The sequence below is a fragment of the Janibacter melonis genome, assembly GCF_020567375.1.
GTDB classification, from domain to species: domain Bacteria; phylum Actinomycetota; class Actinomycetes; order Actinomycetales; family Dermatophilaceae; genus Marihabitans; species Marihabitans melonis.
The window spans coordinates 569,392-594,490 of record NZ_JAJBZM010000003.1; the positions used below are offsets into that span (position 1 = coordinate 569,392).

At 74.5% G+C, this 25,099-nt stretch carries 26 protein-coding genes and 3 tRNA genes; 12 read left to right on the forward strand and 17 right to left on the reverse strand.

What is annotated here, in order from left to right; all coding sequences use genetic code 11:
- Nucleotides 1-43: 43 nt before the first annotated feature.
- Nucleotides 44-715 (forward strand): IclR family transcriptional regulator, encoded by a 672-nt coding sequence (locus LIV55_RS14830; protein WP_229300768.1) that lies wholly within the window; start codon nucleotides 44-46, stop codon nucleotides 713-715.
- A 105-nt stretch (nucleotides 716-820) separates the two neighbouring features.
- Complete coding sequence (locus tag LIV55_RS14835) at nucleotides 821-2,059, forward strand: homogentisate 1,2-dioxygenase (RefSeq protein WP_191564720.1); 1,239 nt, start codon at nucleotides 821-823, stop codon at nucleotides 2,057-2,059.
- 24 nt (nucleotides 2,060-2,083) lie between these two features.
- On the opposite strand, the gene LIV55_RS14840 is transcribed toward LIV55_RS14835, so the two are convergent.
- The 9 genes from LIV55_RS14840 to LIV55_RS14880 all read right to left on the reverse strand — a co-directional run bounded on the left by LIV55_RS14840 (nucleotide 2,084) and on the right by LIV55_RS14880 (nucleotide 14,120).
- A complete protein-coding gene (locus LIV55_RS14840) occupies nucleotides 2,084-3,202 on the reverse strand; it encodes a uroporphyrinogen-III synthase (protein ID WP_229300769.1) in 1,119 nt (372 codons plus the stop codon).
- On the reverse strand, nucleotides 3,199-3,960 hold the full coding sequence (gene cobA / locus LIV55_RS14845) for a uroporphyrinogen-III C-methyltransferase (RefSeq protein ID WP_229300770.1): 762 nt from the start codon (nucleotides 3,958-3,960) through the stop codon (nucleotides 3,199-3,201). Before cobA ends, LIV55_RS14840 begins: the two co-directional genes overlap by 4 nt.
- 4 nt (nucleotides 3,961-3,964) lie before the next feature.
- Nucleotides 3,965-4,351, reverse strand: a complete 387-nt coding sequence (gene nirD / locus LIV55_RS14850) for a nitrite reductase small subunit NirD (RefSeq protein ID WP_191564718.1) — start codon at nucleotides 4,349-4,351, stop codon at nucleotides 3,965-3,967.
- Entirely contained in the window at nucleotides 4,348-6,918 is a 2,571-nt protein-coding gene (gene nirB, locus LIV55_RS14855) for a nitrite reductase large subunit NirB (RefSeq protein WP_229300771.1), read from the reverse strand. The genes nirD and nirB overlap by 4 nt, the downstream gene beginning before the upstream one ends.
- Nucleotides 6,919-6,985: 67 nt before the next feature.
- Nucleotides 6,986-8,446, reverse strand: a complete 1,461-nt coding sequence (locus LIV55_RS14860) for an FAD-dependent oxidoreductase (protein WP_229300772.1) — start codon at nucleotides 8,444-8,446, stop codon at nucleotides 6,986-6,988.
- Nucleotides 8,443-10,629 carry a molybdopterin oxidoreductase family protein gene (locus LIV55_RS14865; protein ID WP_229300773.1) on the reverse strand — a complete coding sequence of 729 codons (2,187 nt, stop codon included), beginning with the start codon at nucleotides 10,627-10,629 and terminating at the stop codon, nucleotides 8,443-8,445. The genes LIV55_RS14860 and LIV55_RS14865 overlap by 4 nt, the downstream gene beginning before the upstream one ends.
- 1 nt (nucleotide 10,630) lies before the next feature.
- Entirely contained in the window at nucleotides 10,631-12,010 is a 1,380-nt protein-coding gene (locus LIV55_RS14870) for an MFS transporter (RefSeq protein WP_123091010.1), read from the reverse strand.
- A 189-nt stretch (nucleotides 12,011-12,199) separates the two neighbouring features.
- Nucleotides 12,200-12,772, reverse strand: a complete 573-nt coding sequence (locus tag LIV55_RS14875; protein ID WP_229300774.1) for a nicotinamidase — start codon at nucleotides 12,770-12,772, stop codon at nucleotides 12,200-12,202.
- Between the two features lie 22 nt (nucleotides 12,773-12,794).
- Nucleotides 12,795-14,120 (reverse strand): nicotinate phosphoribosyltransferase, encoded by a 1,326-nt coding sequence (locus tag LIV55_RS14880; RefSeq protein ID WP_308012924.1) that lies wholly within the window; start codon nucleotides 14,118-14,120, stop codon nucleotides 12,795-12,797.
- 23 nt (nucleotides 14,121-14,143) lie between these two features.
- On the opposite strand from LIV55_RS14880, the gene clpS reads away from it, so the two are divergent.
- The 6 genes from clpS to rdgB all read left to right on the forward strand — a co-directional run bounded on the left by clpS (nucleotide 14,144) and on the right by rdgB (nucleotide 18,445).
- Nucleotides 14,144-14,434, forward strand: a complete 291-nt coding sequence (clpS, locus tag LIV55_RS14885; protein ID WP_224767016.1) for an ATP-dependent Clp protease adapter ClpS — start codon at nucleotides 14,144-14,146, stop codon at nucleotides 14,432-14,434.
- A complete protein-coding gene (locus tag LIV55_RS14890; protein WP_123091006.1) occupies nucleotides 14,434-15,114 on the forward strand; it encodes a DUF2017 domain-containing protein in 681 nt (226 codons plus the stop codon). The genes clpS and LIV55_RS14890 overlap by 1 nt, the downstream gene beginning before the upstream one ends.
- A gap of 10 nt (nucleotides 15,115-15,124) precedes the next feature.
- Nucleotides 15,125-15,928, forward strand: a complete 804-nt coding sequence (gene murI, locus LIV55_RS14895; protein ID WP_068273673.1) for a glutamate racemase — start codon at nucleotides 15,125-15,127, stop codon at nucleotides 15,926-15,928.
- The gene (locus tag LIV55_RS14900; RefSeq protein WP_229300775.1) at nucleotides 15,925-16,701 is read left to right on the forward strand and encodes an MBL fold metallo-hydrolase; all 777 of its coding nucleotides are present in this window, start codon (nucleotides 15,925-15,927) and stop codon (nucleotides 16,699-16,701) included. Before murI ends, LIV55_RS14900 begins: the two co-directional genes overlap by 4 nt.
- 344 nt (nucleotides 16,702-17,045) lie before the next feature.
- Nucleotides 17,046-17,816, forward strand: coding sequence for a ribonuclease PH (gene rph / locus LIV55_RS14905; protein ID WP_068273677.1), 771 nt, complete (start codon nucleotides 17,046-17,048; stop codon nucleotides 17,814-17,816).
- Complete coding sequence (rdgB, locus tag LIV55_RS14910) at nucleotides 17,813-18,445, forward strand: RdgB/HAM1 family non-canonical purine NTP pyrophosphatase (RefSeq protein ID WP_229300776.1); 633 nt, start codon at nucleotides 17,813-17,815, stop codon at nucleotides 18,443-18,445. The genes rph and rdgB overlap by 4 nt, the downstream gene beginning before the upstream one ends.
- A 9-nt stretch (nucleotides 18,446-18,454) precedes the next feature.
- Here the strand turns inward: rdgB and LIV55_RS14915 are convergent.
- Nucleotides 18,455-18,536: transfer RNA gene (locus LIV55_RS14915), tRNA-Leu, on the reverse strand.
- A 37-nt stretch (nucleotides 18,537-18,573) separates the two neighbouring features.
- On the opposite strand from LIV55_RS14915, the gene LIV55_RS14920 reads away from it, so the two are divergent.
- Complete coding sequence (locus LIV55_RS14920; RefSeq protein WP_068274311.1) at nucleotides 18,574-19,029, forward strand: OsmC family protein; 456 nt, start codon at nucleotides 18,574-18,576, stop codon at nucleotides 19,027-19,029.
- A 116-nt stretch (nucleotides 19,030-19,145) separates the two neighbouring features.
- Here LIV55_RS14920 and LIV55_RS14925 read toward each other — a convergent pair whose 3' ends face one another.
- From LIV55_RS14925 to LIV55_RS14940, 4 genes are read right to left on the reverse strand one after another with little or no spacing between them, the layout of a single operon-like run.
- Nucleotides 19,146-19,910: an energy-coupling factor ABC transporter ATP-binding protein gene (locus tag LIV55_RS14925; RefSeq protein WP_068274313.1), complete on the reverse strand. Its 765-nt coding sequence runs from the start codon at nucleotides 19,908-19,910 to the stop codon at nucleotides 19,146-19,148.
- Complete coding sequence (cbiQ, locus tag LIV55_RS14930; protein ID WP_229300777.1) at nucleotides 19,907-20,686, reverse strand: cobalt ECF transporter T component CbiQ; 780 nt, start codon at nucleotides 20,684-20,686, stop codon at nucleotides 19,907-19,909. The genes LIV55_RS14925 and cbiQ overlap by 4 nt, the downstream gene beginning before the upstream one ends.
- Complete coding sequence (locus LIV55_RS14935; RefSeq protein ID WP_229300778.1) at nucleotides 20,687-21,022, reverse strand: PDGLE domain-containing protein; 336 nt, start codon at nucleotides 21,020-21,022, stop codon at nucleotides 20,687-20,689.
- The gene (locus LIV55_RS14940) at nucleotides 21,019-21,720 is read right to left on the reverse strand and encodes an energy-coupling factor ABC transporter permease (RefSeq protein WP_123091000.1); all 702 of its coding nucleotides are present in this window, start codon (nucleotides 21,718-21,720) and stop codon (nucleotides 21,019-21,021) included. The genes LIV55_RS14935 and LIV55_RS14940 overlap by 4 nt, the downstream gene beginning before the upstream one ends.
- An 88-nt stretch (nucleotides 21,721-21,808) precedes the next feature.
- Between LIV55_RS14940 and bcp the strand changes: the two genes are divergently transcribed.
- Both bcp and LIV55_RS14950 read left to right on the forward strand, forming a co-directional pair.
- On the forward strand, nucleotides 21,809-22,285 hold the full coding sequence (bcp, locus tag LIV55_RS14945) for a thioredoxin-dependent thiol peroxidase (RefSeq protein ID WP_123090999.1): 477 nt from the start codon (nucleotides 21,809-21,811) through the stop codon (nucleotides 22,283-22,285).
- A gap of 54 nt (nucleotides 22,286-22,339) precedes the next feature.
- Nucleotides 22,340-22,609 carry a DUF3618 domain-containing protein gene (locus tag LIV55_RS14950; RefSeq protein ID WP_068273690.1) on the forward strand — a complete coding sequence of 90 codons (270 nt, stop codon included), beginning with the start codon at nucleotides 22,340-22,342 and terminating at the stop codon, nucleotides 22,607-22,609.
- 85 nt (nucleotides 22,610-22,694) lie between these two features.
- On the opposite strand, the gene LIV55_RS14955 is transcribed toward LIV55_RS14950, so the two are convergent.
- The 3 genes from LIV55_RS14955 to LIV55_RS14965 all read right to left on the reverse strand — a co-directional run bounded on the left by LIV55_RS14955 (nucleotide 22,695) and on the right by LIV55_RS14965 (nucleotide 24,905).
- On the reverse strand, nucleotides 22,695-23,855 hold the full coding sequence (locus LIV55_RS14955; protein WP_229300779.1) for a GDSL-type esterase/lipase family protein: 1,161 nt from the start codon (nucleotides 23,853-23,855) through the stop codon (nucleotides 22,695-22,697).
- A 76-nt stretch (nucleotides 23,856-23,931) separates the two neighbouring features.
- Nucleotides 23,932-24,007: transfer RNA gene (locus LIV55_RS14960), tRNA-Lys, on the reverse strand.
- A 67-nt stretch (nucleotides 24,008-24,074) separates the two neighbouring features.
- Nucleotides 24,075-24,905, reverse strand: a complete 831-nt coding sequence (locus LIV55_RS14965) for a copper resistance CopC family protein (protein WP_229300780.1) — start codon at nucleotides 24,903-24,905, stop codon at nucleotides 24,075-24,077.
- A 115-nt stretch (nucleotides 24,906-25,020) separates the two neighbouring features.
- Here LIV55_RS14965 and LIV55_RS14970 point away from each other — a divergent pair.
- Nucleotides 25,021-25,096: transfer RNA gene (locus LIV55_RS14970), tRNA-His, on the forward strand.
- Nucleotides 25,097-25,099: the final 3 nt, after the last annotated feature.

Sequence of the window (25,099 nt, forward strand, 5' to 3'; positions counted from 1 at the left end):
GATGTCAAGCGCACGACCTCCGTCACGGACATAGGGTGCCCCCATGCCCGACGCGGAGCACAGCCAGGGCGCGGTGCGGCCGCGCGAGTCCGTCCAGACCCTCGACCGGGGGCTGCGCGTGCTCGAGGTCCTCGCCCGCCCCGAGGCGGCCGGCGGCCTGACCGTCGCCGAGCTCGCCCGTGAGCTCGGCGTGGGGCGCACCGTCGTCTACCGCCTCGTCGAGACCCTCGCCGACCACGGCCTCGTCGGACGGGCAGGAGACGGGCGCTGCCGGCTCGGCATGGGGCTGACCCAGCTCGCGGGCTCGCTCGGCCCGCGGATCCGGGCGAGCGCCACCCCGACCCTGCGCCGTCTGGCCGACGAGATCGGTGCGACCGCCCACCTCACCCTCCTCGAGAGCGGGGAGGCAGCCGCCGCGGTCGTCGTCGAGCCGTCGTGGACCGATCTGCACGTCGCCTACCGCGTCGGCACCCGGCACGCCCTCGACGAGGGCGCCGCCGGCCGGGCGGTCCTCGCCGGCCGGGCGGGTGACCTCGGGGCCGTGATGACGAAGGGGGAGCTGCAGTCGGGGGCCGTCGGGGTCGCCGCGCCGCTGCCGCCCGGGTGCGGTGTCGAGGGCTCCGTCGGGGTCGTCTCGCTCGGCGAGCTCGACCTCGCGTCGGTCGGCCCGAGGATCGTCGCCGCGGCGGCCGAGGTCGCCGTGCGACTGGGCTGACCCCCCTTCGCCCCCGTCTTGACAGGGCCGGGCGACCTCGCGACCATGAGTCCGGAAGAAGGACATAGTCGTCCGATAGTCGGACGGAGGCTCAGGAGGTCTGCGATGGCGTACTACCGCGCGACGGGCAGCATCCCGCCCAAGCGGCACACCCAGCACCCGGACGGCGAGGGCGGGCTCTACTACGAGGAGCTCATGGGCGAGGAGGGCTTCTCGAGCGACAGCTCGCTGCTCTACCACCGCGAGATCCCCAGCGAGATCACCGCGAGCGAGATCTGGGAGCTGCCCGACCAGACCCTCACGGCCAACCACCCGCTCAAGCCCATGCACCTGCAGCCGCACCGCCTCTTCGGCGAGGACGACGCCGCAGTGGCCGAGGTCGACGCCGTGCAGGGCCGCCGCCTCCTCCTCGGCAACGGTGACGTGCGGATCTCCTACGTCGTCGCCGGCGCGGTGAGCCCCTGGTACCGCAACGCCGTCGGCGACGAGCTCGTCTACGTCGAGCGCGGCGCCGGACGCGTCGAGACGGTCTTCGGCTCGCTCGAGGTGGCGAAGGGCGACTACGTCGTCATGCCCCGCGCGACGACCCACCGCTGGCTGCCCGCGTCCTCGGCCGACGCGGCCGACGGGTCCGTGCTGCGCCTGTACGTCTGCGAGGCGAGCAGCCACATCCAGCCGCCGAAGCGCTACCTCTCGAAGCACGGCCAGCTGCTCGAGCACGCCCCGTACTGCGAGCGCGACCTGCGCGGCCCCCAAGGGCCCCTGCTCGCCGAGGACATCGGTGCCGAGCGCGGCGAGAGCACCGAGGTGCTCGTGCGCCATCGTGGCAACGGGCCCGGCGGGGTCGTCGGCACCCGCTTCACCTACCCCTTCCACCCGCTCGACGTCGTCGGCTGGGACGGCTGCCTCTACCCCTACGTCTTCAACATCGCCGACTACGAGCCGATCACCGGCCGGGTCCACCAGCCGCCGCCCGTGCACCAGGTGTGGGAGGGGTGGAACTTCGTCGTGTGCAACTTCGTGCCGCGCAAGGTCGACTACCACCCGTTGTCGATCCCGGTGCCGTACTACCACTCGAACGTCGACAGCGACGAGGTGATGTTCTACGTCGACGGCGACTACGAGGCGCGCAAGGGCTCGGGCATCGGGCGCGGCTCGATCAGCCTGCACCCCGGCGGGCACGCCCACGGGCCGCAGCCGGGCGCCTACGAGAAGTCGATCGGCATCGAGTACTTCGACGAGACGGCCGTCATGGTCGACACCTTCCGGCCCCTCGAGATCGGCGAAGGGGGACTGGCCTGCGACGACGGCCGGTACGCCTGGAGCTGGACCGGCGGGCGCTGACCGCTCGGCCGGTCCCGGTCGCGCTCAGACGGGGACGCCGAGGCGGTAGCCCCGCTTGACGACGGTCTGCACGAGGTCGCGCCGGCCGGCGGCCTCGCGCACCCGTGACACGGCGACCTCGGCCGCGTGCGGGTCGGTGGAGTCGCCGGGGAGCACGCCCAGCAGCTGCTCGCGGGAGACGACGGCGCCCTGGGCGTCGACGAGGGCGCGCAGCACGGCCAGCCCGCTCGGCGAGAGCGGCAGCACGCGCTCGCCGAGGATGGCCGCCGTGCCGCGCACCTGCAGCTCGCCGGCGACGGTCGTCACGGCCGGGCACCGGGCGCCGGAGTAGTGGGCGAGCACGGCGCGCACGAGCGCGCCGAGGCGGCCCCGCTCGGGGACGACGGGCTCGATGCCCGCCTCGCGCAGGGGTGCGGCGGTGACCGGCCCGACGGCCGCGGCGACGAGATCGCCGCTCGCCGCCCGGGCGACGAGGTCGCCGAGGACCCCTTCGCCCCGGGCCGCGTCGAGCCACGCCTGCGCCCCCGGGGCAGAGGTGAAGACGACGCAGTCGATAGCCCCGGCGGCGCTGTCGCGCACGGAGGCCGCGACCGCCTCGGGGTCGCGCGGCGGTCCCCAGCGGTAGACGACGAAGGGGGCGACGTCCGCCCCGGCGTCGGCGAGCGCGACGTCGAGCCCGTCCGCGCCCGCCCCGTGGTGCTGGATCGCGACGCGCAGGCCGCTCACCCCTTCGTCGAGGAGCAGACGCAGGATCTCCGCCGAGGTCTCGGACTCGGCGACCCAGTCGGGGGTGAGGCCGGCGGCCATGATCGCGCCCTTGGCCTTCGGGCCGCGGGCGACGACGCGCGTGCCGGCGAGCACCTCGTGCAGCTCGGCGCCCAGACCGCCGGCGTCGGCGGCCTCGAGCCAGCCGCGGAAGCCGACCCCGGTCGTCACGACGAGCACGTCGGGCGGGGCCCCGACGAGGTCACGGGTGGCACGCAGCAGCTGCGCGTCGTCGGTGTGCGGCACGATCGTCAGCGCCGGGGCGTGCCGCACGCTCGCGCCGCGACGCTCCAGCGCGGCGGCGAGGTCGGCCGAGCGGCGGTCCGCGGTGACGAGGACGACGCAGCCGGCGAGGACTGCCGGGAGCGCGGTGCTCACGCGACGGCCTCGACGAGGGCCCGCGCGTCGAGGAAGCCCTCCGCAGCCACCGCCCCGACGACGACCACCGCGGGGGAGCGCACACCGATCTGCGCGGCGACGGCGGCGACCTGCGACAGGGGCGCGCGGGTGACCCGCTCGTCGGGCGTGCTGCCGGACTCGACGACGGCGACGGGGATGGAGGGCGCGGCACCGGCCGCGAGCAGCGAGGCGGCGTGCTCGGCCAGGCGGGCGACGCCCATGAGGACGACGAGCGTGGCCTCGCCGGTGACGACGGCGCTCGTCGCGGTCGCGGTGAGGGGCTCGTGCCCGTGGGTGACGTGGACGGCGCCGACGACCCCCCGGTGGGTGCTCGGCACCCCGGCGAGCGCGGGGACCGCGAGGGCGCTGGAGATGCCGGGCACCACCTCGACCTCGACGCCCGCGTCGCGGCAGGCGAGGACCTCCTCGCCCCCGCGCCCGAAGACGAAGGGGTCGCCGCCCTTGAGCCGCACCACCATCTGACCGCGCCGGGCCCGCTCGACGATGAGCTCGTCGATCCGCTCCTGGCTCATCGCGTGCTGGCCCGGGGCCTTGCCGACGTCGATGATCTCGACCCGCAGCGGCAGGTCGTCGAGCACGGAGGTCGGGCCGAGCCGGTCGGCGACGACGACGTCGGCGCTGCGCAGGTGGCGCAGAGCGCGCACGGTCAGCAGGTCGGGGTCGCCCGGTCCGCCGCCGACGAGGACGACGCGGCCCGGCGTGTGTCGAGGTGCCATGACCTCATGCTCCGACGGACGACGGCTCCGGCGATGACGTCGGTGTTGCGCCCGTGTTTCGGCCGCTCCCGACGAGGACCCGTCCCGCCTCGACCCGCACCGGCCAGGTCGGCAGCACCCGCTCCTCCCCGCCGACGGTGTCGAGGCAGGCCCCGGTGCGCAGGTCGAAGACCTGCTTGTACATCGGCGACACGAGGCACGGCCGGTCGCCGCGCGTGCCGACGATGCCGCGAGCCATGACGTGGGCGCCGCTGTACGGGTCGCGTTGGTCGACGGCGAAGACCTCGCCGCCGGCCGTGCGCACGACGGCGACCTGCTCGCCGTCGACGAGGGCAAGCACCGCCTCGTCGAGACCGATGGTCTCGACGTCGCACACCGTCGTCCAGCTCATGAGCGCACCTCCAGGGTCGTGCCGGCGACGAGCACCGGGCCGGATCGTTCGGCCGGCGTCGCCGGCCGGGCCTGGCCGCGCTCGGCGACGTAGGCGAGGGTGTCGTCGTGCGCGTCGGGCGCGTTGACGAAGGTCGTGAAGCGGGCCAGGGTCTTCGGGTCCTCCAGCGCCGCCGCCCACTCGTCGACGTAGGTGTCGACGTGCTGGGCCATCGCGGCGTCGAGGTCGGCGGCGATGCCCAGCGAGTCCTCGAGGACGACCGCCCGGATCGCGTCGAGACCGCCCTCGTGGTCCTCCTGCCAGGCCGCGGTGCGCTGGAGGCGGTCTGCCGTGCGCACGTAGTACATGAGGTAGCGGTCGATCGCGCGGACGAGCTCGTCGGTGGGGAGGTCCTCGGCGAGCAGCTGGGCGTGGCGCGGGGTGAAGCCGCCGTTGCCGCCGACGTAGAGGTTCCAGCCGTGGTCGGTGGCGATGACGCCGACGTCCTTGCCGCGCGCCTCGGCGCACTCCCGGGCGCAGCCGGAGACCCCGAGCTTGATCTTGTGCGGGCTGCGCAGACCCCGGTAGCGCTCCTCGAGGGCGATGGCGAGGCCGACCGAGTCCTGCACCCCGTAGCGGCACCACGTCGAGCCGACGCAGGACTTCACCGTGCGCAGCGACTTGCCGTAGGCGTGACCCGACTCGAAGCCCGCGTCGACGAGCCGGCGCCAGATGTCGGGCAGCTGGTCGAGCCGGGCCCCGAAGAGGTCGATCCGCTGGCCGCCGGTGATCTTCGTGTAGAGGCCGAAGTCGCGGGCGATCTCGCCGATGACGATGAGCCCCTCGGGGGTGATCTCGCCTCCGGGGATGCGCGGGACGACGGAGTAGGAGCCGTCCTTCTGCATGTTCGCGAGGTAGCGGTCGTTGGTGTCCTGCAGACCGGCCCGCCCCTGCGTCAGCGGGTGCTCGTTCCACAGCGACGCGAGCACGGAGGCGACGACCGGCTTGCAGATGTCGCAGCCCCGCCCGCGCCCGTGCCGCTCGAGGACCTCGGTGAAGGAGCGCAGCTGCCCGACCCGCACGACGTCGAAGAGCTGGGCGCGCGAGAGGTCCAGGTGCTCGCACAGCGCGTCGCTCACCTCGACGCCGGAGCGCTCGAGCTCGGTCGTCATGAGGCGCTTGACGAGCGGCAGGCAGGACCCGCAGCTCGTGCCGGCACGCGTGCAGGCCTTGACCGCGGGCAGGTCGGTGCACGCGTGCTCGGTGACCGACCCGCGCACGGTGCCGGCGCTGACGTTGTTGCACGAGCACACCGTCGCGTCGTCGGGCAGCTCGGCCGAGGGAGCAGCGCCCACGCCCTCGGGCAGGAGGTAGGAGACGGGGTCGCCGGGCAGCTCGCGGCCGAGCATCGGGCGCAGCCCGGCGTAGGCGGAGGCGTCGCCGACGAGGATCCCGCCGCGCAGGGTGCGGGCGTCGTCGGACAGGACGAGCTTCTTGTACACCCCGGCGACCGGGTCGGAGACGACGACGTCGAGGCTGCCGGGCTCGGTGCCGAAGGCGTCGCCGAAGCTCGCGACGTCGACACCGAGCAGCTTGAGCTTCGTTGCGGTGTCGGCGCCCGGGAAGGTCGCGCCGCCGCCGAGGAGGCGGTCGGCGGTGACCTCGGCCATCGCGTAGCCGGGGGCGACGATGCCCCACACCCGGCCCTCGATGCAGGCGACCTCGCCGATCGCGGAGATCGCCGGGTCGGTGGTCCGGCACGCGTCGTCGACGACGACGCCGCCGCGCTCGCCGATCTCGAGCCCGCACGCGCGGGCCAGCTCGTCGCGGGGCCGGACCCCCGTCGCGAGCACGACGACGTCGACGGGCAGGGCGGGCCCGTCGGCGAAGTGCATCCGGTGCACCCGTCCGCGCTCTCCGCTGATGCGTGACGTGGCCGTGCCCGTGCGCACGTCGACGCCGAGCCCGGTGATGAGGCGCCGCAGGGCCTCGCCACCGCCGTCGTCGACCTGGATCGGCATGAGCCGCGGCGCGAACTCGACGACGTGGCTGGCGACCTCGAGCGCCTGCAGGGCGCCGGCGGCCTCGAGCCCGAGCAGGCCGCCGCCGACGACCGCACCGCGCAGCGGCCGGTCGTGGCGCTCGCGCAGCGCCTCGACCCACTGCCGCAGCGCCGCGACGTCGTCGATGGTGCGGTAGACGAAGCAGCCCTGGAGGTCGGTGCCGGGCACCGGGGGCACCGCCGCCGAGGAGCCGGTTGCGAGGACGAGCTCGTCGAAGGGGAGGACCCTCCCGTCGCTGCACGTCACCTCGCGCGCCTCGCGGTCGACCCGGGTCGCGGCCACGCCGCGCCGGATCGTCACGAGCGGGTCGTCCCAGATCTCCGCGCCGCCGAGGGAGAGGTCGTCGGGGTCGCGTCCGGAGAAGTACGACGTCAGCGCGACGCGGTCGTACGGCGCACGGGGCTCCTCGCACAGGAGGGTGATCGCCCAGCGGCCGTCGGTGTCGCGCTCGCGCAGGGCGTCGACGAGCCGGCGGGCGACCATGCCGCCGCCGACGACGACGAGCTGCTTCGGGTGGTGGGTCATGGCAGGAGCCTCTCGGTCGGACGTGTCGTCGGGTGTCGGTCGCGGTTTCGCCGTCGTCACGGTGTGCTCACGCGGGTGCGTCGGCGGGTGTGAGGGCGGCGAGCAGAGCGCAGACGTCGGCGCGGCAGGAGCCGCACCCGGTGCTGGCGCGGGTGCGGGCGGCGACCTCGGCGACGTCGTGAGCGCCGTCGGCGACGGCGGCGCGGATCGCCCCCTTCGTCACGCTCGAGCAGCGGCAGACCACGCCCTCGTCGGGCAGCTCGGTGACGGGCACGCGGGCGACGGGCTCGCCGGCGAGGGCGGTGAGGAAGAGCCGCGCGGGGTCGGTGGGCAGCGGGGTCCGGCGTGTGTACGCGACGACGAGGTCGGCGGCGACGTCCGGGCTGCCGATGCACGTGGCGCCGACGAGACGGTCGCCGACGACGCTCACCTCGACGTGCCGCCCGGCGGCGGGGTCGCTGAGCGCGACCGTGCGCGCGTCGGCGCCGCCGCTCACCCCCATCGTCACCACGTCGACTCCGTGGGCCTTGACCCGGACGACGTCGTCCCCAGCGGGGGTGGGAGCCGGGGCCGGGGGTCTCGTCCCGCTCGTGAGGAGCTCGGCGAGCCGCGCCGACTGCGCCCAGCCCTGGGCGACGAGGCCGGTGCCGCCCTCGGGCGGCTCGGCGCAGTCGCCGACGGCGAAGACCCGGGGGTCGGCCGTGCGGCTGTGCTCGTCGACGAGCACGCCGCGCCCGACGGCGAGCCCGGCGCCGCGGGCCAGGTCGGTGTCGGGGACCGTGCCCGCCGTGACGACGAGCAGGTCGGCGGGGACGACCTCGCCGTCGGAGAGGCGCACTCCCTCGACGGCGCGCCGGCCGTCGGCGCTCGCCGTCGTGACGACCTCCGTCGCGCCCCGGCCGAGCCGGTGCCCGACGCCGAGGTCGTGCAGGGAGCGGGCGAGCACGTCGGCGGCCTGGCTGCCGAGCTGGCGGTCCATGAGACCGGCGCCGGGGTGGACGACGACGACCGCGAGACCGCGGCGTCGCAGACCGGTCGCGACCTCGAGCCCGAGGACCCCACCGCCGAGGACGACGGCGTGACGGGCCGTGCGGCTCGCGGCGACGACGGCCGTCGCGTCGCCGAGGGTGCGCAGCGGGTGGACACCGGCGGGCAGCGTGCCGCCCTCGCCGCCACGCAGACCGGGCAGGTCGGGCACGCGGGCCCGCGCGCCGGTGGCGAGGACGAGGAAGTCGTAGCGCAGCCGGCGGCCGTCGGACGTCGTCACGGACCGGTCCGCCCGGTCGACCGAGGCGACCGCGACCCCTTCGTGCACCGCGAGGCGGTCGTGCGGCAGCGGCGGCAGGCCGATCTCGCTCGCCGCGTACCGCCCGGCGACGACGTCGGAGAGCAGGACGCGGTTGTAGGGGGTCGTCGCCTCGGCGCCGAGGACCGTGACGTCGAGCCGGCCGGCGGAGTCGGCGGCGAGCAGGTCGTCGGCGACCCGCGCCCCGACCATGCCGGCGCCGACGACGAGCACGCGGGTCATCGCACGGCCCCCGCGAGGTCGGCCGTGCCGGGGGCGTCGGCGGCCGGGGTGAGCGAGACCGTGCACACCTTGAGCTCGGGCATCGAGGAGACGGGGTCGACGACGGGCGAGGTGATCTCGTTGACGCCGCCCGGCCCGGCCCAGTGGAAGGCCATGAAGACCGTGTCCGGTCGGGTCCCGGCGTCGACCCTCACCCGGGCGGTGACCCGCCCGCGCAGGCCGTCGAGGTGGACGAGGTCGCCGTCAGCGACTCCGGTGCGCTCGGCGAGGAGGGGGTGGACCTCGACGAAGGGGTCACCGGCCGCCTCGACGAGCTCGGGCACCCGACGGGTCTGCGCGCCGGACTGGTAGTGCGCGAGCACGCGACCGGTGACGAGGTAGACCGGGGTGGTCGGGCCGAGGTCGTCGGACGGCCCGCGGTGGCGGACCGGCACGAGGCGGGCCCGCCCGTCGGGGGTGGGGAAGCGGTCGAGGAAGAGACGCGGGGTGCCCGGGTGGTCCGGGGTGCCGTCCGGCGTCGCCGGGCACGGCCAGTGCAGCGCGGTGCCGCCGTCGTCCGCGCCGCTCGCCTCCGCTGCGTCGAGCCGGGCGTGGCTGAGACCGGAGTAGTCGGCGACGCCCCCGGCGGAGGCGCGGGCCAGCTCGTCGAAGACCTCGGCGGGGTCGCTCGACCACGTGCCGGGCGCCCCGAGCCGGCGGGCCAGCTCGGCCCACACCCACAGCTCGGAGCGCACGCCGGCCGGTGGGCGCACCGCGGCCCGGCGTCGCAGGACCCGGCCCTCGAGGCTCGTCATCGTGCCCTCCTCCTCGGCCCACTGGGTCACCGGCAGGACGACGTCGGCGAGCAGCGCGGTCTCGGACGGCACGAGGTCGCACACGACGAGCAGGTCGAGCGCGGCGAGGCGCTCGCGGACGCCGGAGCTGCCGGGCACGCTGACGGCGGGGTTCGAGCCGTGTACGAGCAGGGCGCGCGGTCCGCCCGGTCGCCCGAGGGCGTCGAGGAGCGCGACGGCGGGGATGCCGGGACCGGGCAGCTCGTCGGGGTCGACGCCCCACACCTGGGCGACGTGCGCCCGGGCGGCCGGGTCGGTGATGGAGCGGTACCCGGGCAGCTGGTCGCACTTCTGGCCGTGCTCGCGACCGCCCTGGCCGTTGCCCTGACCGGTGATCGCGCCGTAGCCGCTGCCGACCCGGCCGACGAGACCGAGCAGCAACGAGAGCGCGATCGCCGCGCTCACCGTGTCGGTGCCCTGGCGGGACTGCTCGACGCCTCGCCCGGTGAGCACGTAGGCGCCCGCGCCGCCGCGGTGGGGAGAGGCCGCGGCGAGCAGGTGGGCGGTGCGCCGCAGCGTGCGCGCCGGCACCCCGCAGACCTGCTCGGCGCGCTCGGGCCACCACGGGGCGACCGCCGAGCGCAGCGCGTCGAGCCCGCTCGTGCGCTCGGTGACGTACCGCTCGTCCAGGAGCCGGTCGGCGAGGACGACGTGGGCCAGGGCCAGCAGGACGACGAGGTCGGTGCCCGGCAGGGGCTGCAGGTGGATGCCCGCGCCGTCGTCGGCGAGCGCGGCGGTCGCGCTGTGCCGCGGGTCGGCGACGACGAGGCCACCCCGCCGGCGCACCCCGGTGAGGTGGGCCACCGCGGGGGGCGAGGTCTCGGCGAGATTGGAGCCGAGGAGCAGGACCGCGTCGGCGCCGGCGAGGTCGGCGAGGGGGAAGGGCAGCCCGCGGTCGAGACCGAGGCTGCGGTTCGTGGCCGCGGCCGCCGAGCTCATGCAGAAGCGGCCGTTGTAGTCGACCATCGCCGTGCCGAGGGCGACCCGGGCGAGCTTGCCCAGGACGTAGGCCTTCTCGTTCGTCAGCCCTCCGCCGCCGAAGACGGCGACGCTGTCGGCGCCGTGCTCGCGGCGCAGGTCCGCCAGCCGGTCGGCGACGAGGTCCAGCGCGTCGTCCCACGACGCCGGTGCCAGCACGCCGTCGGCGCCGCGCACGAGCGGCTCGACGAGACGGTCGGGGGCCCGCAGCAGCGCCGGCGAGGTCCACCCCTTCTGGCACATCCCTCCCTTCGACGTCGGGAAGGCACGCCCGGCGGGCTCGACGGCGCCGTCCGCGCCGACGGTGAGCCGCTGCGCGCACTGCAGCGCGCAGTAGGGGCAGTGGGTGTCAGTGGCTCGGGTGCCGGTCATGTCAGACGGTGTGCTCGGCGAGGGCGCTGCCGCGGCGGGCGTAGCGCGCCCAGGTGAGCAGGCCCATGAGCACGTAGGCGGCGACGAAGACCCACAGCGCGGGCACGAGCGAGCCGAGCTCGGTGCGCGCCAGGCGCAGGCCCTGCGGGATGAGGAAGCCGCCGTACGCGCCGACCGCCCCGGCGATGCCGATGCAGGCGGCGGCGGCGCGACGGGCCCGGGGCAGGTCGGCGGCCGAGACCCCGGCGCGGAAGACGGCGGGGATCATCCGGTAGGTGGCGCCGTTGCCGATGCCCGAGCCGGCGAACATCACGACGAAGCTCGCGACGAAGAGGACGAAGGAGTGCTGGGCGAGCGCGAGGACCGCCCCGACCGCCCCGGCCGCCATGACGGCGAAGGCGGCGATCGTCACCCGGGCGCCGCCGAGCCGGTCGGCGACGGACCCGCCGAGCGGTCGGGTGAGCGCACCGACGACCGCGCCGACGAAGGCGACGTAGGGCGACTGCTCGGGGAACTGGCTGACGAGCAGCGTGGGGAAGGCGGCGGAGTAGCCGACGAAGGAGCCGAAGGTGCCGATGTAGAGCACGGAGATGACCCACGTGTCGCGCCGGCGGCACGCGTCGCGGTAGGAGCCGAGGTCGGAGCGGGCCTCGCGCAGGTTGTCCATGCCGCGCCAGGCGAGGACGGCGGCGAGGAGCACGAGCGGCACCATGACGAGCCCCGCGTACTCGAGGTGGATGCCCGCGCCGACGGCGACGACGGCGGGGATGACCATCTGGACGATGCCGGTGCCGAGGTTGCCGCCTGCGGCGTTGATGCCGAGCGCCCGGCCCTTCGCGGCCTCGGGGAAGAAGAAGGAGATGTTCGTCATCGACGAGGCGAAGTTGCCGCCGCCGAGCCCGGCGAGCGCGGCGCACGCGAGGAGCACCCCGAAGCCCTGCTGGGTGCTCACCGACCAGGCGAGCGCGAGGGTCGGCAGGAGGAGCAGGAGCGCCGAGACGACGGTCCAGTTGCGCCCGCCGACCTTCGTCACCGCGAAGGAGTAGGGCACGCGCAGGGTCGCGCCGACGAGCGCGGGGAGCGAGACGAGCCAGAACTGCTCGCCGAGCGTCACCGGGATGCCGGCCGCCGGCAGCTGGGGCACGACGACGCTCCACAGCGCCCAGACGCAGAAGCCGAGGAACTCGGCGTAGACCGAGAGCCCGAGGTTGCGCCGGGCCAGCCGTCGGCCGCCGTGCTCCCAGGCGACCGGGTCCTCCGGGTCCCAGTGCTCGACCCACCGGCCCGGTCCGACGACGGGGCCGGTCGGGGCGGGCGAGGTCTGCGGCGGCGCGAGCGCCTCGTCGGGAGCGGCGCTCCCGGGCAGTGCGGTGGTGGACATGCTGGCCTCGACTTCTCGTGCGAAGGGGGGCCCACCTGACCTCGTCGTCGTGCGGGCTGTCCTCGCCGAGACTGCCGAGCCGGTGTTACCGGCCGACGCGTGCCGCGGTGAAAGGGGCGTAACGCTGCGTGCACACCGGAGGGCGCGCCGCTGTGAGAAGTCGCGCCGCGGGGGCACGCGGGGGCGCGGTCAGGCGCGGGCGACGCCCGCGGCGGCCATCTCGGCGAGCGCCCGCTGCGTGCTCTCCGGGGCGACGCCGGCGCACAGGTCCTCGAGCAGGCGGACCTGCAGACCGGCGCCGACGGCGTCGAGGACCGTGGCGCGCACGCAGTAGTCGGTCGCGATGCCGCACACGTCGACCGCGTCGACGTCGCGCTCGCGCAGCCACGCCGCCAGACCGGTGCCGTCCTCGCTCGTACCCTCGAAGCCGCTGTACGCGGCCTCGTGGCGGCCCTTGCGGAAGACGGCGTCGACGTGGGGGAGCGCAGGCGCGAGGGCGGGGTGGAAGTCGGCGCCGGCCGTGCCGACCTCGCAGTGCACGGGCCAGCTGTCGACGAAGTCCGGCTCGGTGCCCGGCGCGGCCCAGTGCGAGCCCGGGTCGACGTGCCAGTCCGCCGTCGCGACGACGGCGGCGTACTCGCCCTTCGTCCTCAGGACCCGCTCGGCGGCCCGGCGGGCCACCTCGGCGCCCCCGGTCACGGCGAGGGATCCCCCTTCGCAGAAGTCGTTCTGGATGTCGACGAGCACGAGCGCACGGGCCATGCGACCGACGCTACCGCCCGGCTCAGGGGGTCTCGGTGACGAAGACCGTCTCGACCGCGGGGCGGCCGGCGCTCAGCTGGTGCGCCGAGCGGGGCAGCTCGGCCATCGAGGCCTCGTGACGCTCGCGGGCCGCGGCGACGGTGCACGTCTCGCGACCGACGACGACGCCGTCACGCACGAGGGGGACGAGCAGCTCGCGGTCGCCGACCCCTTCGCCGTCGTCCTCGGGGAGCTCGTCGACGCCGATGAGCTCGGCCGAGGCGATGCCGTGGGCGTCGAGCCGGCGCAGGGCGTACTTGCGTCCGCCGACGGACTGCTTGTCCTTGCTCTTCTTGACGACGCCGATCATCTCGCCGCTCTCGTCCTCGCGGGCGACGAGCTTGTAGACCATCGACGCCGTCGGGTGGCCCGAGCCGGTGACGACCCGGGTGCCGACGCCGTAGCCGTCGACCGGCGCCGCGGCCAGGGCGGCGATCGCGTACTCGTCGAGGTCGGAGGTCACGGTGATGCGGGTGCTCGTCGCGCCGAGGGAGTCGAGCTGGTCGCGGACCTCCTGGGCCTGCACGACGAGGTCACCGGAGTCCAGGCGCACGCCCCCCAGCCCGGTGCCGGCGACCTCGACGGCCGTGCGCACCCCGTCGGTGACGTCGTAGGTGTCGACGAGCAGGGTGGTGCTCGCGCCGAGGGCGTCGACCTGGGCCTGGAAGGCGGTGCGCTCGTCGTCGTGCAGGAGGGTGAAGGCGTGGGCGGAGGTGCCCACCGTCGGCACGCCGTGGCGGCGACCGGCCTCGAGGTTGGAGGTCGAGGCGAAGCCGGCGATGTAGGCGGCGCGGGCGGCGGCGACGGCCGCCTCCTCGTGCGTGCGTCGCGAGCCCATCTCGATGCACGGGCGGGTGCCGGCGGCGCCGGTCATCCGCGAGGCCGCAGAGGCGATCGCGCTGTCGTGGTTGAGGATCGAGAGGATGACCGTCTCGAGGATGACCCCGTGGGCGAAGTCGGCCTCGACGACGAGGATCGGCGAGTACGGGAAGTACGCGTCGCCCTCGGCGTAGCCCCACACGTCGCCGTCGAAGCGGTAGCCGGCGAGGAAGTCGAGCGTCGCCTCGTCGACGACGCCGCGCGAGCGCAGGTCCGCGATCTCCGCCTCGTCGAAGCGGAAGGACTCGATGGCGTCGAGGAGACGGCCGGTGCCCGCGACGACGCCGTAGCGCCGCCCGTCGGGCAGGCGGCGGGCGAAGACCTCGAAGACGCAGCGACGGCTCGCCGCGCCGCTGCGCAGCGCGGCCTGGAGCATCGTCAGCTCGTAGTGGTCGGTGAGCAGGCCGGTGCTGGGGTCGGTCGTCGTCACGGCGTCACTCTATGGTTGTGCGGGTGAGTGCAGCGCCGGTGGACCAGCAGGTGCACGAGCCCGATCTCGTCGTCGACCCCGACGTCCCGTGGATCACGCTCGTGTGGAACGACCCGGTGAACCTCATGTCGTACGTGACCTGGGTCTTCCAGACCCACTTCGGCTACACCGAGCAGCACGCGACGAAGCTCATGATGGACGTGCACACGAAGGGCCGCGCCGTCGTCTCGACCGGGCCGAAGGAGCAGATGGAGCTCGACACCGAGGCGATGCAGGGCTACGGCCTGTGGGCCACCTACCAGAAGGACGACTGATGGCCCGCGCCTTCCAGCGCCGTGGCGAGGACGTCGTCGCCTGGCTCGACGCCGACGAGCGCGAGGTCCTCGCCCAGCTCGCCGAGCAGGTCCTCGACGTCGTCTCGCCGCAGGACGACGGCCCGGTGACGGCGGGCGAAGGGGAGGTCGACCCCTTCGACGCGATCGTCGCGGGCCTGGGGACCTTAAGCACCGACACGGGCACTCCCGACCCCGAGCGCTCGGCGGGCCTGGACGAGGAGCGCGACCCCGCGCTCGACCGGCTCTTCCCCGCGGGGCACCGCGGTGACCCCGAGGAGGCCCGCGAGTTCCGCCGGCTCACCGAGGGCGGGCTGCGCCAGCGCAAGGCGGGCAACCTGCGCACCCTCGCCCAGGCGGTCCTGCGGCCCTCGGCCGACCCGGGCGACCCCGAGGCGGTCGTGCTCGACCGCGGCGAGGCCGTCGCCGTGCTCGTCGCGCTCACCGACATCCGGCTCGTCATGGGCGAGCGGCTCGGCCTGCGCACCGACGACGACGCCGACCGGCTCGAGCGGGTCGTCGCCGATCTCGACGACGAGGACCCGGCGGCCTTCGCGCTCATGCTCTACGACTTCCTCACCTGGCTGCAGGAGTCGCTCGGCCGCACGCTGCCGGCCGGGCCGCCGCGCGGGGGCGCCGGGCGCGCCGGGGGTGCTGCGTAGGGTGAGCGCCGTGGACGCGCCGATCGGGATCTTCGACTCCGGGTACGGCGGCCTCACCGTGCTGCGGGCGGTCCTCGACCAGCTGCCGCAGGAGGCGACGACCTACTTCGGCGACACCGCCCGGGCGCCGTACGGCCCGCGGCCGATCGCCCAGACCCGCCAGTACGCGCTCGAGTGCCTCGACCGGCTCGTCGAGCACGGGGTCAAGGTGCTCGTCATCGCGTGCAACACCGCCTCAGCCGCCGTCCTGCACGACGCCCGTGAGCGCTACGACGTGCCGGTCGTCGAGGTGATCCGCCCGGCGGTGCGCCGCGCGGTGCTCGCGACGCGGACCGACCGGGTCGGGGTGATCTCGACCGTCGGCACGCACCAGTCAGGGGCGTACGTCGACGCCTTCACGGCGGCGCCGCACCTGCGGGTGCTCTCGCAGCCGTGCCCCCGCTTCGTCGAGTTCGTCGAGTCGGGGACGACCGGCGGGCAGGAGCTCATCGCCGTCGCCCGCGAGTACCTCGAGCCGCTGCGGGCCGCGGAGGTCGACACGCTCGTGCTCGGCTGCACGCACTACCCCTTGCTCACCGGCGTCATCTCCTACGTCATGGGCGACGGGGTGACGCTCGTCTCGTCCGCCGAGGAGACGGCCAAGGACGTCTACCGTGTCCTTGCCGACAGGGACCTGCTGCGACCCGACGACGCCCCGCCGCCGGGGCACGGCTTCACCACGACCGGTGACGCCGAGGAGTTCCGGCGACTGGCCCGTCGCTTCCTCGGGCCCGAGGTCGGCAGCGTCTTCGGCAACATGAGAGGTGTCGCGTGAGGCTCACGGTCGTCGGGTGCTCCGGGTCCTTCGCGGGCCCGGCCTCGCCCGCGTCGTGCTACCTGCTGAGCGCCGACGACGGGCAGCGGACGTGGCGGGTCGCGCTCGACCTCGGCAACGGCGCGCTCGGTGCGCTGCAGCGCCACGTCGACCCCGCCTCGCTCGACGCGCTGCTGCTCACACACCTGCACCCCGATCACTGCATGGACGTCACCGGTCTGTACGTCACCCGGCGCTACCGCCCGCAGGGGCCGCTGCCGACGCGCCTGCCCGTGTACGGCCCCGCCGGCACGGCCGACCGCCTCGCCGCGGCGTACGAGGGCATCGACGACGTCGGGATGACGCGCGAGCTCGACTTCCGCCGGCTCTCCGACACGATCCCCGTGCACATCGGCCCCTTCGTCATCACCCCGTACCGCGTCAACCACCCCGTCGAGGCGTACGGCTTCCGCGTCGAGAGCGGTGGGAGGGTGCTCGCGTACACGGGCGACACCGACGCGTGCCCGGCGCTGGCGCGGCTCATGCGCGACGCCGACCTCGTGCTCGCCGACTCCGCCTTCGTCGACGGGCGCGACCAGATCCCCGACATCCACCTCTCGGGGTCGCGGGCCGCGCAGGCCGCGGTCGACGCCGGGGGAGTGGGGCGCCTCGTGCTCACCCACATCCCCGCGTGGAACGACCCCCAGGAGTGCCGCGCCCAGGCCGCCGCGGTGTGGTGCGGCGAGGGCCGCGAGGTCGAGCTCGCCGAGCCCGACGCGACCTACGAGGTCTGAGGCCCCCTTCGGGCGGGGCTCGCCGACGAGCACCAGCCCGCTTCGAGTCGCACGAGCACGAGCCCAGGCACGTCGAGTCACCCCCGCTCGGCACGTCACACCAACCCCTCGTTTATCGGGTCACCCGAGAACCTTGTGACGCATGTGACGCCGCGTCGGTGCGGGCGGTGCTCAGCAAGACTTACCCCTGCTCAGCATGAGTCTCTTACCCATGCTGACCCGGGGTTTATCGGGTGACCCGAGAAACTTGTGGTTCGTGGGGCGTCGCTCAGGGGGCGAAGGGGGCGGTGGGGCTGTCCACGGCGGGTCACGTCCGGCCTCACGGGACCCTTAGCCTGGAGGGCATGACCGACGCCACCTCCGCAGCACCTGCGCGCCACGACGGCCGCGCCCCCGGCGACCTCCGCGAGGTCCGCATCACCCGCAACTGGCTCGACCACGCCGAGGGCTCCGTGCTCGTCGAGTTCGGGCGCACCCGCGTGCTCGTCGCCGCGAGCTTCACCGAAGGGGTGCCGCGCTGGCTCAAGGGTCGCGGCACCGGCTGGGTCACCGCCGAGTACGAGATGCTGCCCCGCTCGACGAACACGCGCAGCGACCGCGAGTCGCGCCGCGGCAAGGTCGGCGGCCGCACCCACGAGATCAGCCGGCTCATCGGGCGCAGCCTGCGCGCCGTCATCGACACCTCGGCGCTCGGCGAGAACACCGTCGTCGTCGACTGCGACGTGCTCCAGGCCGACGGCGGCACCCGCACCGCGGCGATCACCGGCGCGTATGTCGCCCTCGCCGACGCGGTGGCCGACGCCCGCGCCCGTGGTCTCATCCCCGCCTCCGCCCAGCCGCTCACCGGCTCGCTCGCCGCCGTCTCGGTGGGCGTCGTCGACGGCCGCGCCGTGTGCGACCTCGACTACCCCGAGGACTCGACCGCGCAGACCGACATGAACGTCGTCATGACCGGCACCGGCGACTTCGTCGAGGTGCAGGGCACGGCCGAGGGCGCCCCCTTCGACCGCGCGCTCCTCGACCAGCTGCTCGACCTCGGCGCGGCCGGCTGCGCCCAGCTCACCGTCCTGCAGCAGCAGGCCCTCGAGGCCCCGGCCCGCGAGCGCGTGCGATGAGGGTCGTCCTCGCCACGCACAACGAGCACAAGGTCGAGGAGCTGCAGCAGATCCTCTCCGGCCCGCTCGGCGACCTCGGTCTCGAGGTCGTCTCGATGGCCGCCTACCCCGAGGTCGGTGAGGTGCCCGAGACCGAGGTGACCTTCGTCGGCAACGCCACGCTCAAGGCGCGCGCGGTGGCCGCCGCGACCGGTCTGCCGGCCCTCGCCGACGACTCCGGCCTGAGCGTCGACGTGCTCGGCGGCTCTCCGGGGGTCTTCTCCGCGCGCTGGTCCGGTCTGCACGGCGGCGAGGAGCTGGCCCGCGCCGAGCGCGACCGCCGCAACCTCCAGCTGCTCCTCGACCAGCTCGCCGACGTGCCCGACGAGCACCGCCGGGCGGCCTTCCGCTGCGCCGCGGTCCTCGCCCTGCCCGGTGCCGAGGACGTCGTGTCGACCGAGGGCCGGGTCGAGGGCGTCGTCGTGCGGGAGCCCGTGGGGGAGAACGGCTTCGGGTACGACCCGGTCTTCGTGCCCGACGGCGGGACCCGCACGCTCGCCGAGCACTCCGACGAGGAGAAGAACGCGATCAGCCACCGCGGCGCGGCCTTCCGCGCGATGGTGCCGCTGCTGCGCGAGCACCTCGCCTGATCTCACCGGTGCCGAAGGCGGGACTTGAACCCGCACACCCGAGGGCACGAGAACCTAAATCTCGCGTGTCTGCCAGTTCCACCACTTCGGCGCGACGCCCGTCGTGGGCGCGGTGGGAGTCTATGGGGGTGACGACCCACGACTACACCGCGACCCTCGCCTGGGAGGGGTCCACGGCGCTCGGCTACGAGCACTACGACCGCGGCCACGCCGCCGGGGTCGGCGGTGAGCAGCTCGAGCTGAGCGCCGACCCCTCCTTCGGCGGTGACCCGGCGCGGCTCAACCCCGAGCAGCTGTTGCTCGCCGCGGCGAGCAGCTGTCAGCTGCTGTCCTTCCTCGCCGTCGCCGCACGGGCTCGGCTCGACGTCGTCGGCTACCGCGACGCGGCGCAGGCCGTCATGGACGAGGCCGACCCACCCCTTCGCGTCGGGCGGATCACCCTTCGCCCCGAGGTGACGGTGCGCGGCGACGTGCCCGACTCCCGCATCCACCACCTGCTCGAGGTGGCCCACCGCGAGTGCTTCGTCGCCCGCTCGCTGACGAGCGAGGTCGTCATCGAGGCGACCGTCGTCCGTGCCACCTAGACCGCCCGCTACGACGCAGTACTGGTCGTGATCACGACCAGTACTGCGTGGTAGCGGGGGCCGCGGCGTGGCCGTCGGGCAGGGGCGAAGGGGGGCGAAGGGGGGCGAAGGGGGAGTCAGCCAGCCCGACGGGTGCGGGCAGGGACCGACGAGGGGTCGAAGCCGTAGGGCAGTTCGAGACGGTGACGCGTCATCAGCGCGTCGTCGCCGAGCACCTGCGCCGTCGCGCCGTCCGCGACGACCTGGCCCGCGGCGAGGACGACGGATCGCTCGCACAGCTGCAGGGCGTACGGGAGGTCGTGGGTGACCATGAGCACGGTGACGTCGAGCGCATCGACGATCTCGGCGAGCTCGCGCCGCGACGCCGGGTCGAGGTTGCTGCTCGGCTCGTCGAGCACGAGGATCTCCGGCTCCATCGCGAGCACCGTCGCCACCGCGACGCGCCGGCGCTGCCCGAAGGAGAGGTGGTGGGGCGCGCGGTCGGCGTGGTCGCCCATGTCGACCGCCTCGAGCGCCGCGTGCACCCGGGCGTCGAGCGCGTCGCCGCGCAGGCCGAGGTTGCGCGGGCCGAAGGCGACGTCCTGGCGCACCGTCGGCATGAAGAGCTGGTCGTCGGGGTCTTGGAAGACGACGCCGACGCGGCGACGGACCTCGAGCATGTGCTCGCCGTCGACGGGCAGCCCGGAGACGCGCACGCTGCCCGCCTCGGGCACGAGGATGCCGTTGAGGTGGAGCACGAGGGTCGTCTTGCCGGCGCCGTTCGGGCCGAGGAGGGCCACCCGCTCGCCGGCGTGGACGTGCAGGTCGACGCCGCGCAACGCGTGGTGGCCGTCGGGATAGGCGTGGTGCACCCCGCTGAGGTCGAGCACCGGTGCGCTCATCGCACGCCCCCGCCGGTGAGCGCCCACGCGGTCGTCGCGACGACGACGGCCGCGGCGGGCACGACGAGTGCTGCGGACCAGGTCGTCGCCCGCACGGCGACGCCGTCGTCGAGGTCGACCCGGCCCTGGAAGCCCCGCGAGAGCATCGCGAGGTGCACGCGCTCGCCGCGCTCGTAGCTGCGCACGAAGAGCGCGCCCGCCGTCGAGCCGAGGACGGGCCAGGACCGCAGCCCGCCAGTGCGGAAGCCGCGGCTCTCGCGGGCGACGCGCATCCGGCGCATCTCGCCGCTCACGACGTCGAGGTAGCGGATCATGAAGGACAGGACGAGCACGAGCTGGCGCGGGACGCGCAACCGGGCCAGCCCGCTCACGAGGTCGCCTGCCTCGGTCGTCGCGGCGAGCAGGACCGCGGCGAGGGCGCCGAGCGACCCCTTCGCGAAGAGCCCCCACCCGGCCCACAGGCCGGCCTGCGAGAGCTCGAGGGGGCCGACCGGCACCGTCGGACCCGTGGCGATGAAGGGCATCGTCACGGCGAGCAGCACGAAGGGGATCTCGACGACGAGCCGTCGGGCGAGGTAACGCGGGGGGACGCTCGAGACGACCGCGACGCCGACGAGCAGCGCGAGGTGGACCGCGAAGGCCCAGACCGCCTCGCGCGGCGTGGCGACGACGGCGAGGACGAAGCCGAGGGTGGCGACGACCTTGACGTGCGCGGGGGCTCGGTGCAGGGGGGAGTGGCCGTGGAAGTGCAGGGTGTGGCCGTGGGGGCCGCCCACCTACTCCTCCCGCCGGCGGCGCAGCAGGAGCAGCAGCCCACCCATGAGCACGGCGGTGAGCACGACGCCGACGACGCCGGCGAGCGCGCCACCGAGTCGTCCCTCGACGCCGCGGGTCTCGTACTCGGCCATGGGGGAGTCGGCGGTCGGGCTCTCCTGCGCGGTGTCGCCGAAGCCGACCTGGCTCGCGACGTGCTCGAGGCCGTCGGGGTGCGAGGAGGCCCAGCCGGAGACGACCCCGGCGAGCAGGAGCGAGACGAGGAGGCCGACGACGACGAGGGTGCGGGTCGAGACCCGGCGACTGGTGCCCTGGGTCTGCACGGCGGGGCGGGTCATCGGGTGGCCTCCGGGGTCGTCGGGGCGAGGCGCTGCTCGCGCTGCCGGGCGAGCGCGGGCACGGCGCCGCGCACGAGGTCGGGCCGCGTGGCGAGCACGGCGGAGACGACGAGCGCGGTGATGACCGCCTCGCCGATGCCGATGACGGCGTGCCAGGTCACCATGAGCCCGACCATCGTGGAGAGGTCGACCGGCGCCTGACCGCCGACGGCGAAGAGCAGGGTGAAGACGAGGGCGGTCGCCGGCACGGAGACGGCCGCGGCGACGGCGGCCGCGGGGGTGACCATGGCCAGGCGGCGGGGGAGGACCGAGCGCACGGCGACGAAGACCGTCCAGCCGATCCACACGCCCGCGACGGCCATGAGCAGGACGTTGGTGCCGAGCGCCGTGATGCCGCCGTCGGCGAAGACGAGCGCCTGCACGACGAGGACGACCGTCACGGCGAGCGTCGCCACCCAGGGCCCCACGAGCACGGCGGCGAGGGCGCCGCCGAGGAGGTGCCCGCTCACCCCGACGCCGACGGGGAAGTTGAGCATCTGCGCGGCGAAGACGAAGACCGCGACGAGCCCGGCGAGTGGGGCGGCGCGGTCGTCGAGCTCGCGCCGGGACCGGGCGAGCGAGAGGGCGATCGCGCCGGCCGCGACCGCTGCGGTCCCGACCGAGGTCGGGATGTCGAGGAAGCCGTCGGGGACGTGCACAGGGTCGCTCCGTCGCGTTGGGTACGTTGGCAGGTGGACCTCGAGATCTTATTGCAGTTCTGTTGCACCTAGCGAAGGGAGACGGCCGATGGCCGCACGACTCAGCCCCGGGGACACCGCCCCCGACTTCACCCTCACCGACGACCGCGGCGAGCAGGTCACGCTGTCCGACCTGCGCGGTCGCAAGGTCATCGTCTACTTCTACCCGGCCGCGATGACGCCGGGCTGCACGACGCAGGCGTGCGACTTCACCGATCGCATCGACGTCCTGCAGGACCAGGGCTACACGGTCCTCGGCATCTCGCCGGACAGCCCGGACAAGCTCGCGACCTTCCGTGAGAAGGAGCACCTGCGGATCACGCTGCTCTCCGACCCCGACCGCGAGGTGATGACCCGCTACGGCGCCTACGGCGAGAAGAAGCTCTACGGCAAGACGGTCACCGGGGTCATCCGCTCGACCGTCGTCGTCGACGAGCAGGGCGAGGTGACGCACGCGATGTACAACGTCAAGGCCACCGGTCACGTCGCGAAGATCCAGCGTGACCTCGGGCTCCAGACCGCCTGACGCAGCCCCCATACTTGACCGCAAGTCACCGCGAGAAGGACGGACGAGCCTGACATGAGCAACACCACCCCGAGCCAGACGGCCCTGGAGAACGACATCTCGGCGCTGCGCGACCGCCTCGCCCGCTCGATCGACGAGCTGGCCGACCGCGCCGCCCCGAAGAACGTCGTGGCCCGCCAGAAGGAGTCGGCGAAGGCATCGTTCTACAACGCCACCCGAACCCCCGACGGGCAGCTGCGCACCGACCGCGTCGCGATCGCCGCCGCCCTCGTCGTCGGCGTCGTCGCGCTGAAGATCATCTCGAGCCGCCGCAACCGCTGGTAGGCGCGCTCACCCCTTCGCCCACCAGCGCGAAGGGGGAGCACGAGGGGCCCCGGTCAGCCGACCGGGGCCCTTCGTCGTGCTCGGATCAGCGACCGCCCGCGAAGGGGCCGTCCTCGCCGAAGACCCGCTCGGCGAAGCGGGTGGCGATGACCTCGTGGGTCCGCGTGTCGGGGTGGAGGGCGTCGGGGAGCGGGTGCTCGGCCTCGTCCTGCCCCCCGTAGAGCGAGAGCCCGTCGAGGAGGTGCAGGTGGGGGTCGCCCCGGCGGGTGACGACCTCGGCGAGGGCCTCGCGCACGCGGCGCAGGGTGAGCCGGCCGAGCTCGTCGCCGCCGACCGGACCGGTGGCGACGAAGCCCACCTCACCACGCTGCAGCCGCTCGACGTCGAAGGCACCCGGGCCGGACGTGTCCTCGTGGATCGCGCAGTGGATCGGGGTGACGAGCACGAGCGACGTCGTGGGGTGGCCATCGCGGATCGTGTCGAGGAAGCCGTGCACGGCGGGCACGAAGGAGCGCAGCCGCATGACGTCGCCGTTCACGACGTTGATGCCGAGCGCGACGCTGAGGAGGTCGGCCGGGGTGTCCCGCATGACGCGGGCCATGAAGGGGTCGACGAGGGCGCTGCCGCCCAGGCCGAGGTTGCGCAGCTCGACCCCGGCGCCGCGGGCGACGAGCGAGGGCCAGGTCCGCGCGGGGGAGGTCGCGTTCGACCCCTGGCTGATCGAGCTGCCGTGGTGCAGCCAGCGTGGCCCGACGGGCTCGACCGGGGCGACCGGGGCGTCGGCGCGCAGCTCGACGAGGTCGACGACCTCGTTGTGGGGGAGCCAGAGCTCGACGCGCTTCTCCCCGGCCGGCAGCCCCTCGAAGCGCGACACGTGCGCCTCGCCCGCGCTCGTCTGCGTGCTGCGCGTCGCGAGGTCGACGAGCACGGTGTCGCCGCCCGTGAGCTCGTCCGAGGCGACGAGAGCGCCGTCGACGACGAGGTCGACCTGACCGCGCGGTCGCGGCAGCCCGCGGTAGGCGGTCCGCGTCGGGTGGGTGACGAGCTCGACGACCCCGGCGGTCGTCGTCATCGCCACCCGGACCCCGCTCGGCTGCGCCTGCATCGAGAGCAGCTGCGGGTCGGGGAAGCGCGTCGTGACGTCCTCGGGCAGGCGGTGCGGGCGCAGCCCGCGAGACGTCGTCTCGAGGTGGTCGTGGCCGCGGACCAGGCCGGGGGCGAAGGGGACGGCGGTGACGGTGCTCATCGGGTCGGCTCCTCGGGGCGGGACGTGTCGGGCGGGACGACGAAAGGGCCCCGGTCGTCGACCGGGGCCCTTCGGGTGGTGCGCCATCAGGGACTCGAACCCCGAACCCGCTGATTAAGAGTCAGCTGCTCTGCCAATTGAGCTAATGGCGCGCGAGAAGAGACAGTAGCACCGGTGCAGCGGAGGGTGAAATCGGCTGCGGGCCCTGCCTCCTCGCGGTCAGCGCAGGTCGTCGTCGCGGAAGTCGTACTCGTCGTCCTGGCGCTCGCTGCGGCCTCGCAGGTAGGCCACGAGGGCGCCGAGGAGGGCCAGTCCGCCGAGGGCGACGAGCAGCCAGACCCACCAGGGGGTGCCGTCCTGGGCGCCGTCCGCGGTGCTCTCGACGGGCTCGTCGGTCGACGGGCTCGAGCTCGTCGTGCTCGGCTCGGTCGTCGTCTCGCTCGGGGTGGTCGTCGAGCTGCTGCTCGGGGTGTCGGACGTGCTCGACGTCGAGCTGGTGGAGGACGAGCTGGAGGTCGTCGTCGAGGTCGGGGAAGGCTCGCTCGTCGAGCTGCTCGACGGCTCGCTCGTCGAGGAGGTGGAGGGCTCGCTCGTGCTCGACGTCGTCGACGGCTCGGAGGTCGAGCTGCCAGAGGGCTCCGGGTCCTCGCCGCCCGAGGACTTGTAGGTGAAGGTGTAGGACCCCGACACCGGGTGGCCGTCGGCGCTCGTCACGCGGTAGGAGACGGTGTACGTGCCCTCGTCCATGCGCGGATCGAGGGACTGGTAGACGGTCGGGCCCTCGACCGTGGGCTTGCCCGTGCTCGCGGTCGTGCTGCCGGACTTCACCGTCACCGAGGTGAACTGGGGGTCGATCGCCTCGTTGAAGGTCAGCGCGACCTCCGGGGGCACCGCCGTGAGCGTCGAGCCCGAGGTCGGGCTCGAGCGGACCAGCGCCGCGTGGGCCGACGCGGGCAGCGCGCCGGCGAGGGCGAGCACCGCGGCGACGCAGGCGACGAGGGAGGCGCGCAGGGCGCTGGTGGGCGAGATGACGGCGCGAGCTGAGGTCACGTGTCCATCCTGCCGCAGGCCCCTGACAGGCGCCTGCGAGGGGGTGGTCGGAGCACCCCTGACGAGCAGGTAGGATCGTCGCCGTCGTGCTGGGCGCTCCGTCCAGCAGGTCGTGGTGGGTGTAGCTCAGCTGGTAGAGCACCGCGTTGTGGTCGCGGGGGTCGCGGGTTCAAGCCCCGTCACTCACCCCATGA

Excerpts from the sequence above, each read along its gene's own strand:
- LIV55_RS14955 (WP_229300779.1), bottom strand. The coding sequence starts at position 23,855 with ATGAGCACCGTCACCGCCGTCCCCTTCGCCCCCGGCCTGGTCCGCGGC.
- LIV55_RS14935 (WP_229300778.1), bottom strand. The coding sequence starts at position 21,022 with ATGACCCGCCCCGCCGTGCAGACCCAGGGCACCAGTCGCCGGGTCTCG.
- LIV55_RS14870 (WP_123091010.1), bottom strand. The coding sequence starts at position 12,010 with ATGTCCACCACCGCACTGCCCGGGAGCGCCGCTCCCGACGAGGCGCTC.
- nirD (WP_191564718.1), bottom strand. The coding sequence starts at position 4,351 with ATGAGCTGGACGACGGTGTGCGACGTCGAGACCATCGGTCTCGACGAG.
- rdgB (WP_229300776.1), top strand. The coding sequence starts at position 17,813 with ATGAGGGTCGTCCTCGCCACGCACAACGAGCACAAGGTCGAGGAGCTG.
- LIV55_RS14865 (WP_229300773.1), bottom strand. The coding sequence starts at position 10,629 with ATGACCGGCACCCGAGCCACTGACACCCACTGCCCCTACTGCGCGCTG.
- LIV55_RS14875 (WP_229300774.1), bottom strand. The coding sequence starts at position 12,772 with ATGGCCCGTGCGCTCGTGCTCGTCGACATCCAGAACGACTTCTGCGAA.
- LIV55_RS14950 (WP_068273690.1), top strand. The coding sequence starts at position 22,340 with ATGAGCAACACCACCCCGAGCCAGACGGCCCTGGAGAACGACATCTCG.
- LIV55_RS14835 (WP_191564720.1), top strand. The coding sequence starts at position 821 with ATGGCGTACTACCGCGCGACGGGCAGCATCCCGCCCAAGCGGCACACC.
- nirB (WP_229300771.1), bottom strand. The coding sequence starts at position 6,918 with ATGACCCACCACCCGAAGCAGCTCGTCGTCGTCGGCGGCGGCATGGTC.
- LIV55_RS14830 (WP_229300768.1), top strand. The coding sequence starts at position 44 with ATGCCCGACGCGGAGCACAGCCAGGGCGCGGTGCGGCCGCGCGAGTCC.
- rph (WP_068273677.1), top strand. The coding sequence starts at position 17,046 with ATGACCGACGCCACCTCCGCAGCACCTGCGCGCCACGACGGCCGCGCC.
- LIV55_RS14925 (WP_068274313.1), bottom strand. The coding sequence starts at position 19,910 with ATGAGCGCACCGGTGCTCGACCTCAGCGGGGTGCACCACGCCTATCCC.
- bcp (WP_123090999.1), top strand. The coding sequence starts at position 21,809 with ATGGCCGCACGACTCAGCCCCGGGGACACCGCCCCCGACTTCACCCTC.
- LIV55_RS14890 (WP_123091006.1), top strand. The coding sequence starts at position 14,434 with ATGGCCCGCGCCTTCCAGCGCCGTGGCGAGGACGTCGTCGCCTGGCTC.
- cobA (WP_229300770.1), bottom strand. The coding sequence starts at position 3,960 with ATGGCACCTCGACACACGCCGGGCCGCGTCGTCCTCGTCGGCGGCGGA.
- LIV55_RS14860 (WP_229300772.1), bottom strand. The coding sequence starts at position 8,446 with ATGACCCGCGTGCTCGTCGTCGGCGCCGGCATGGTCGGGGCGCGGGTC.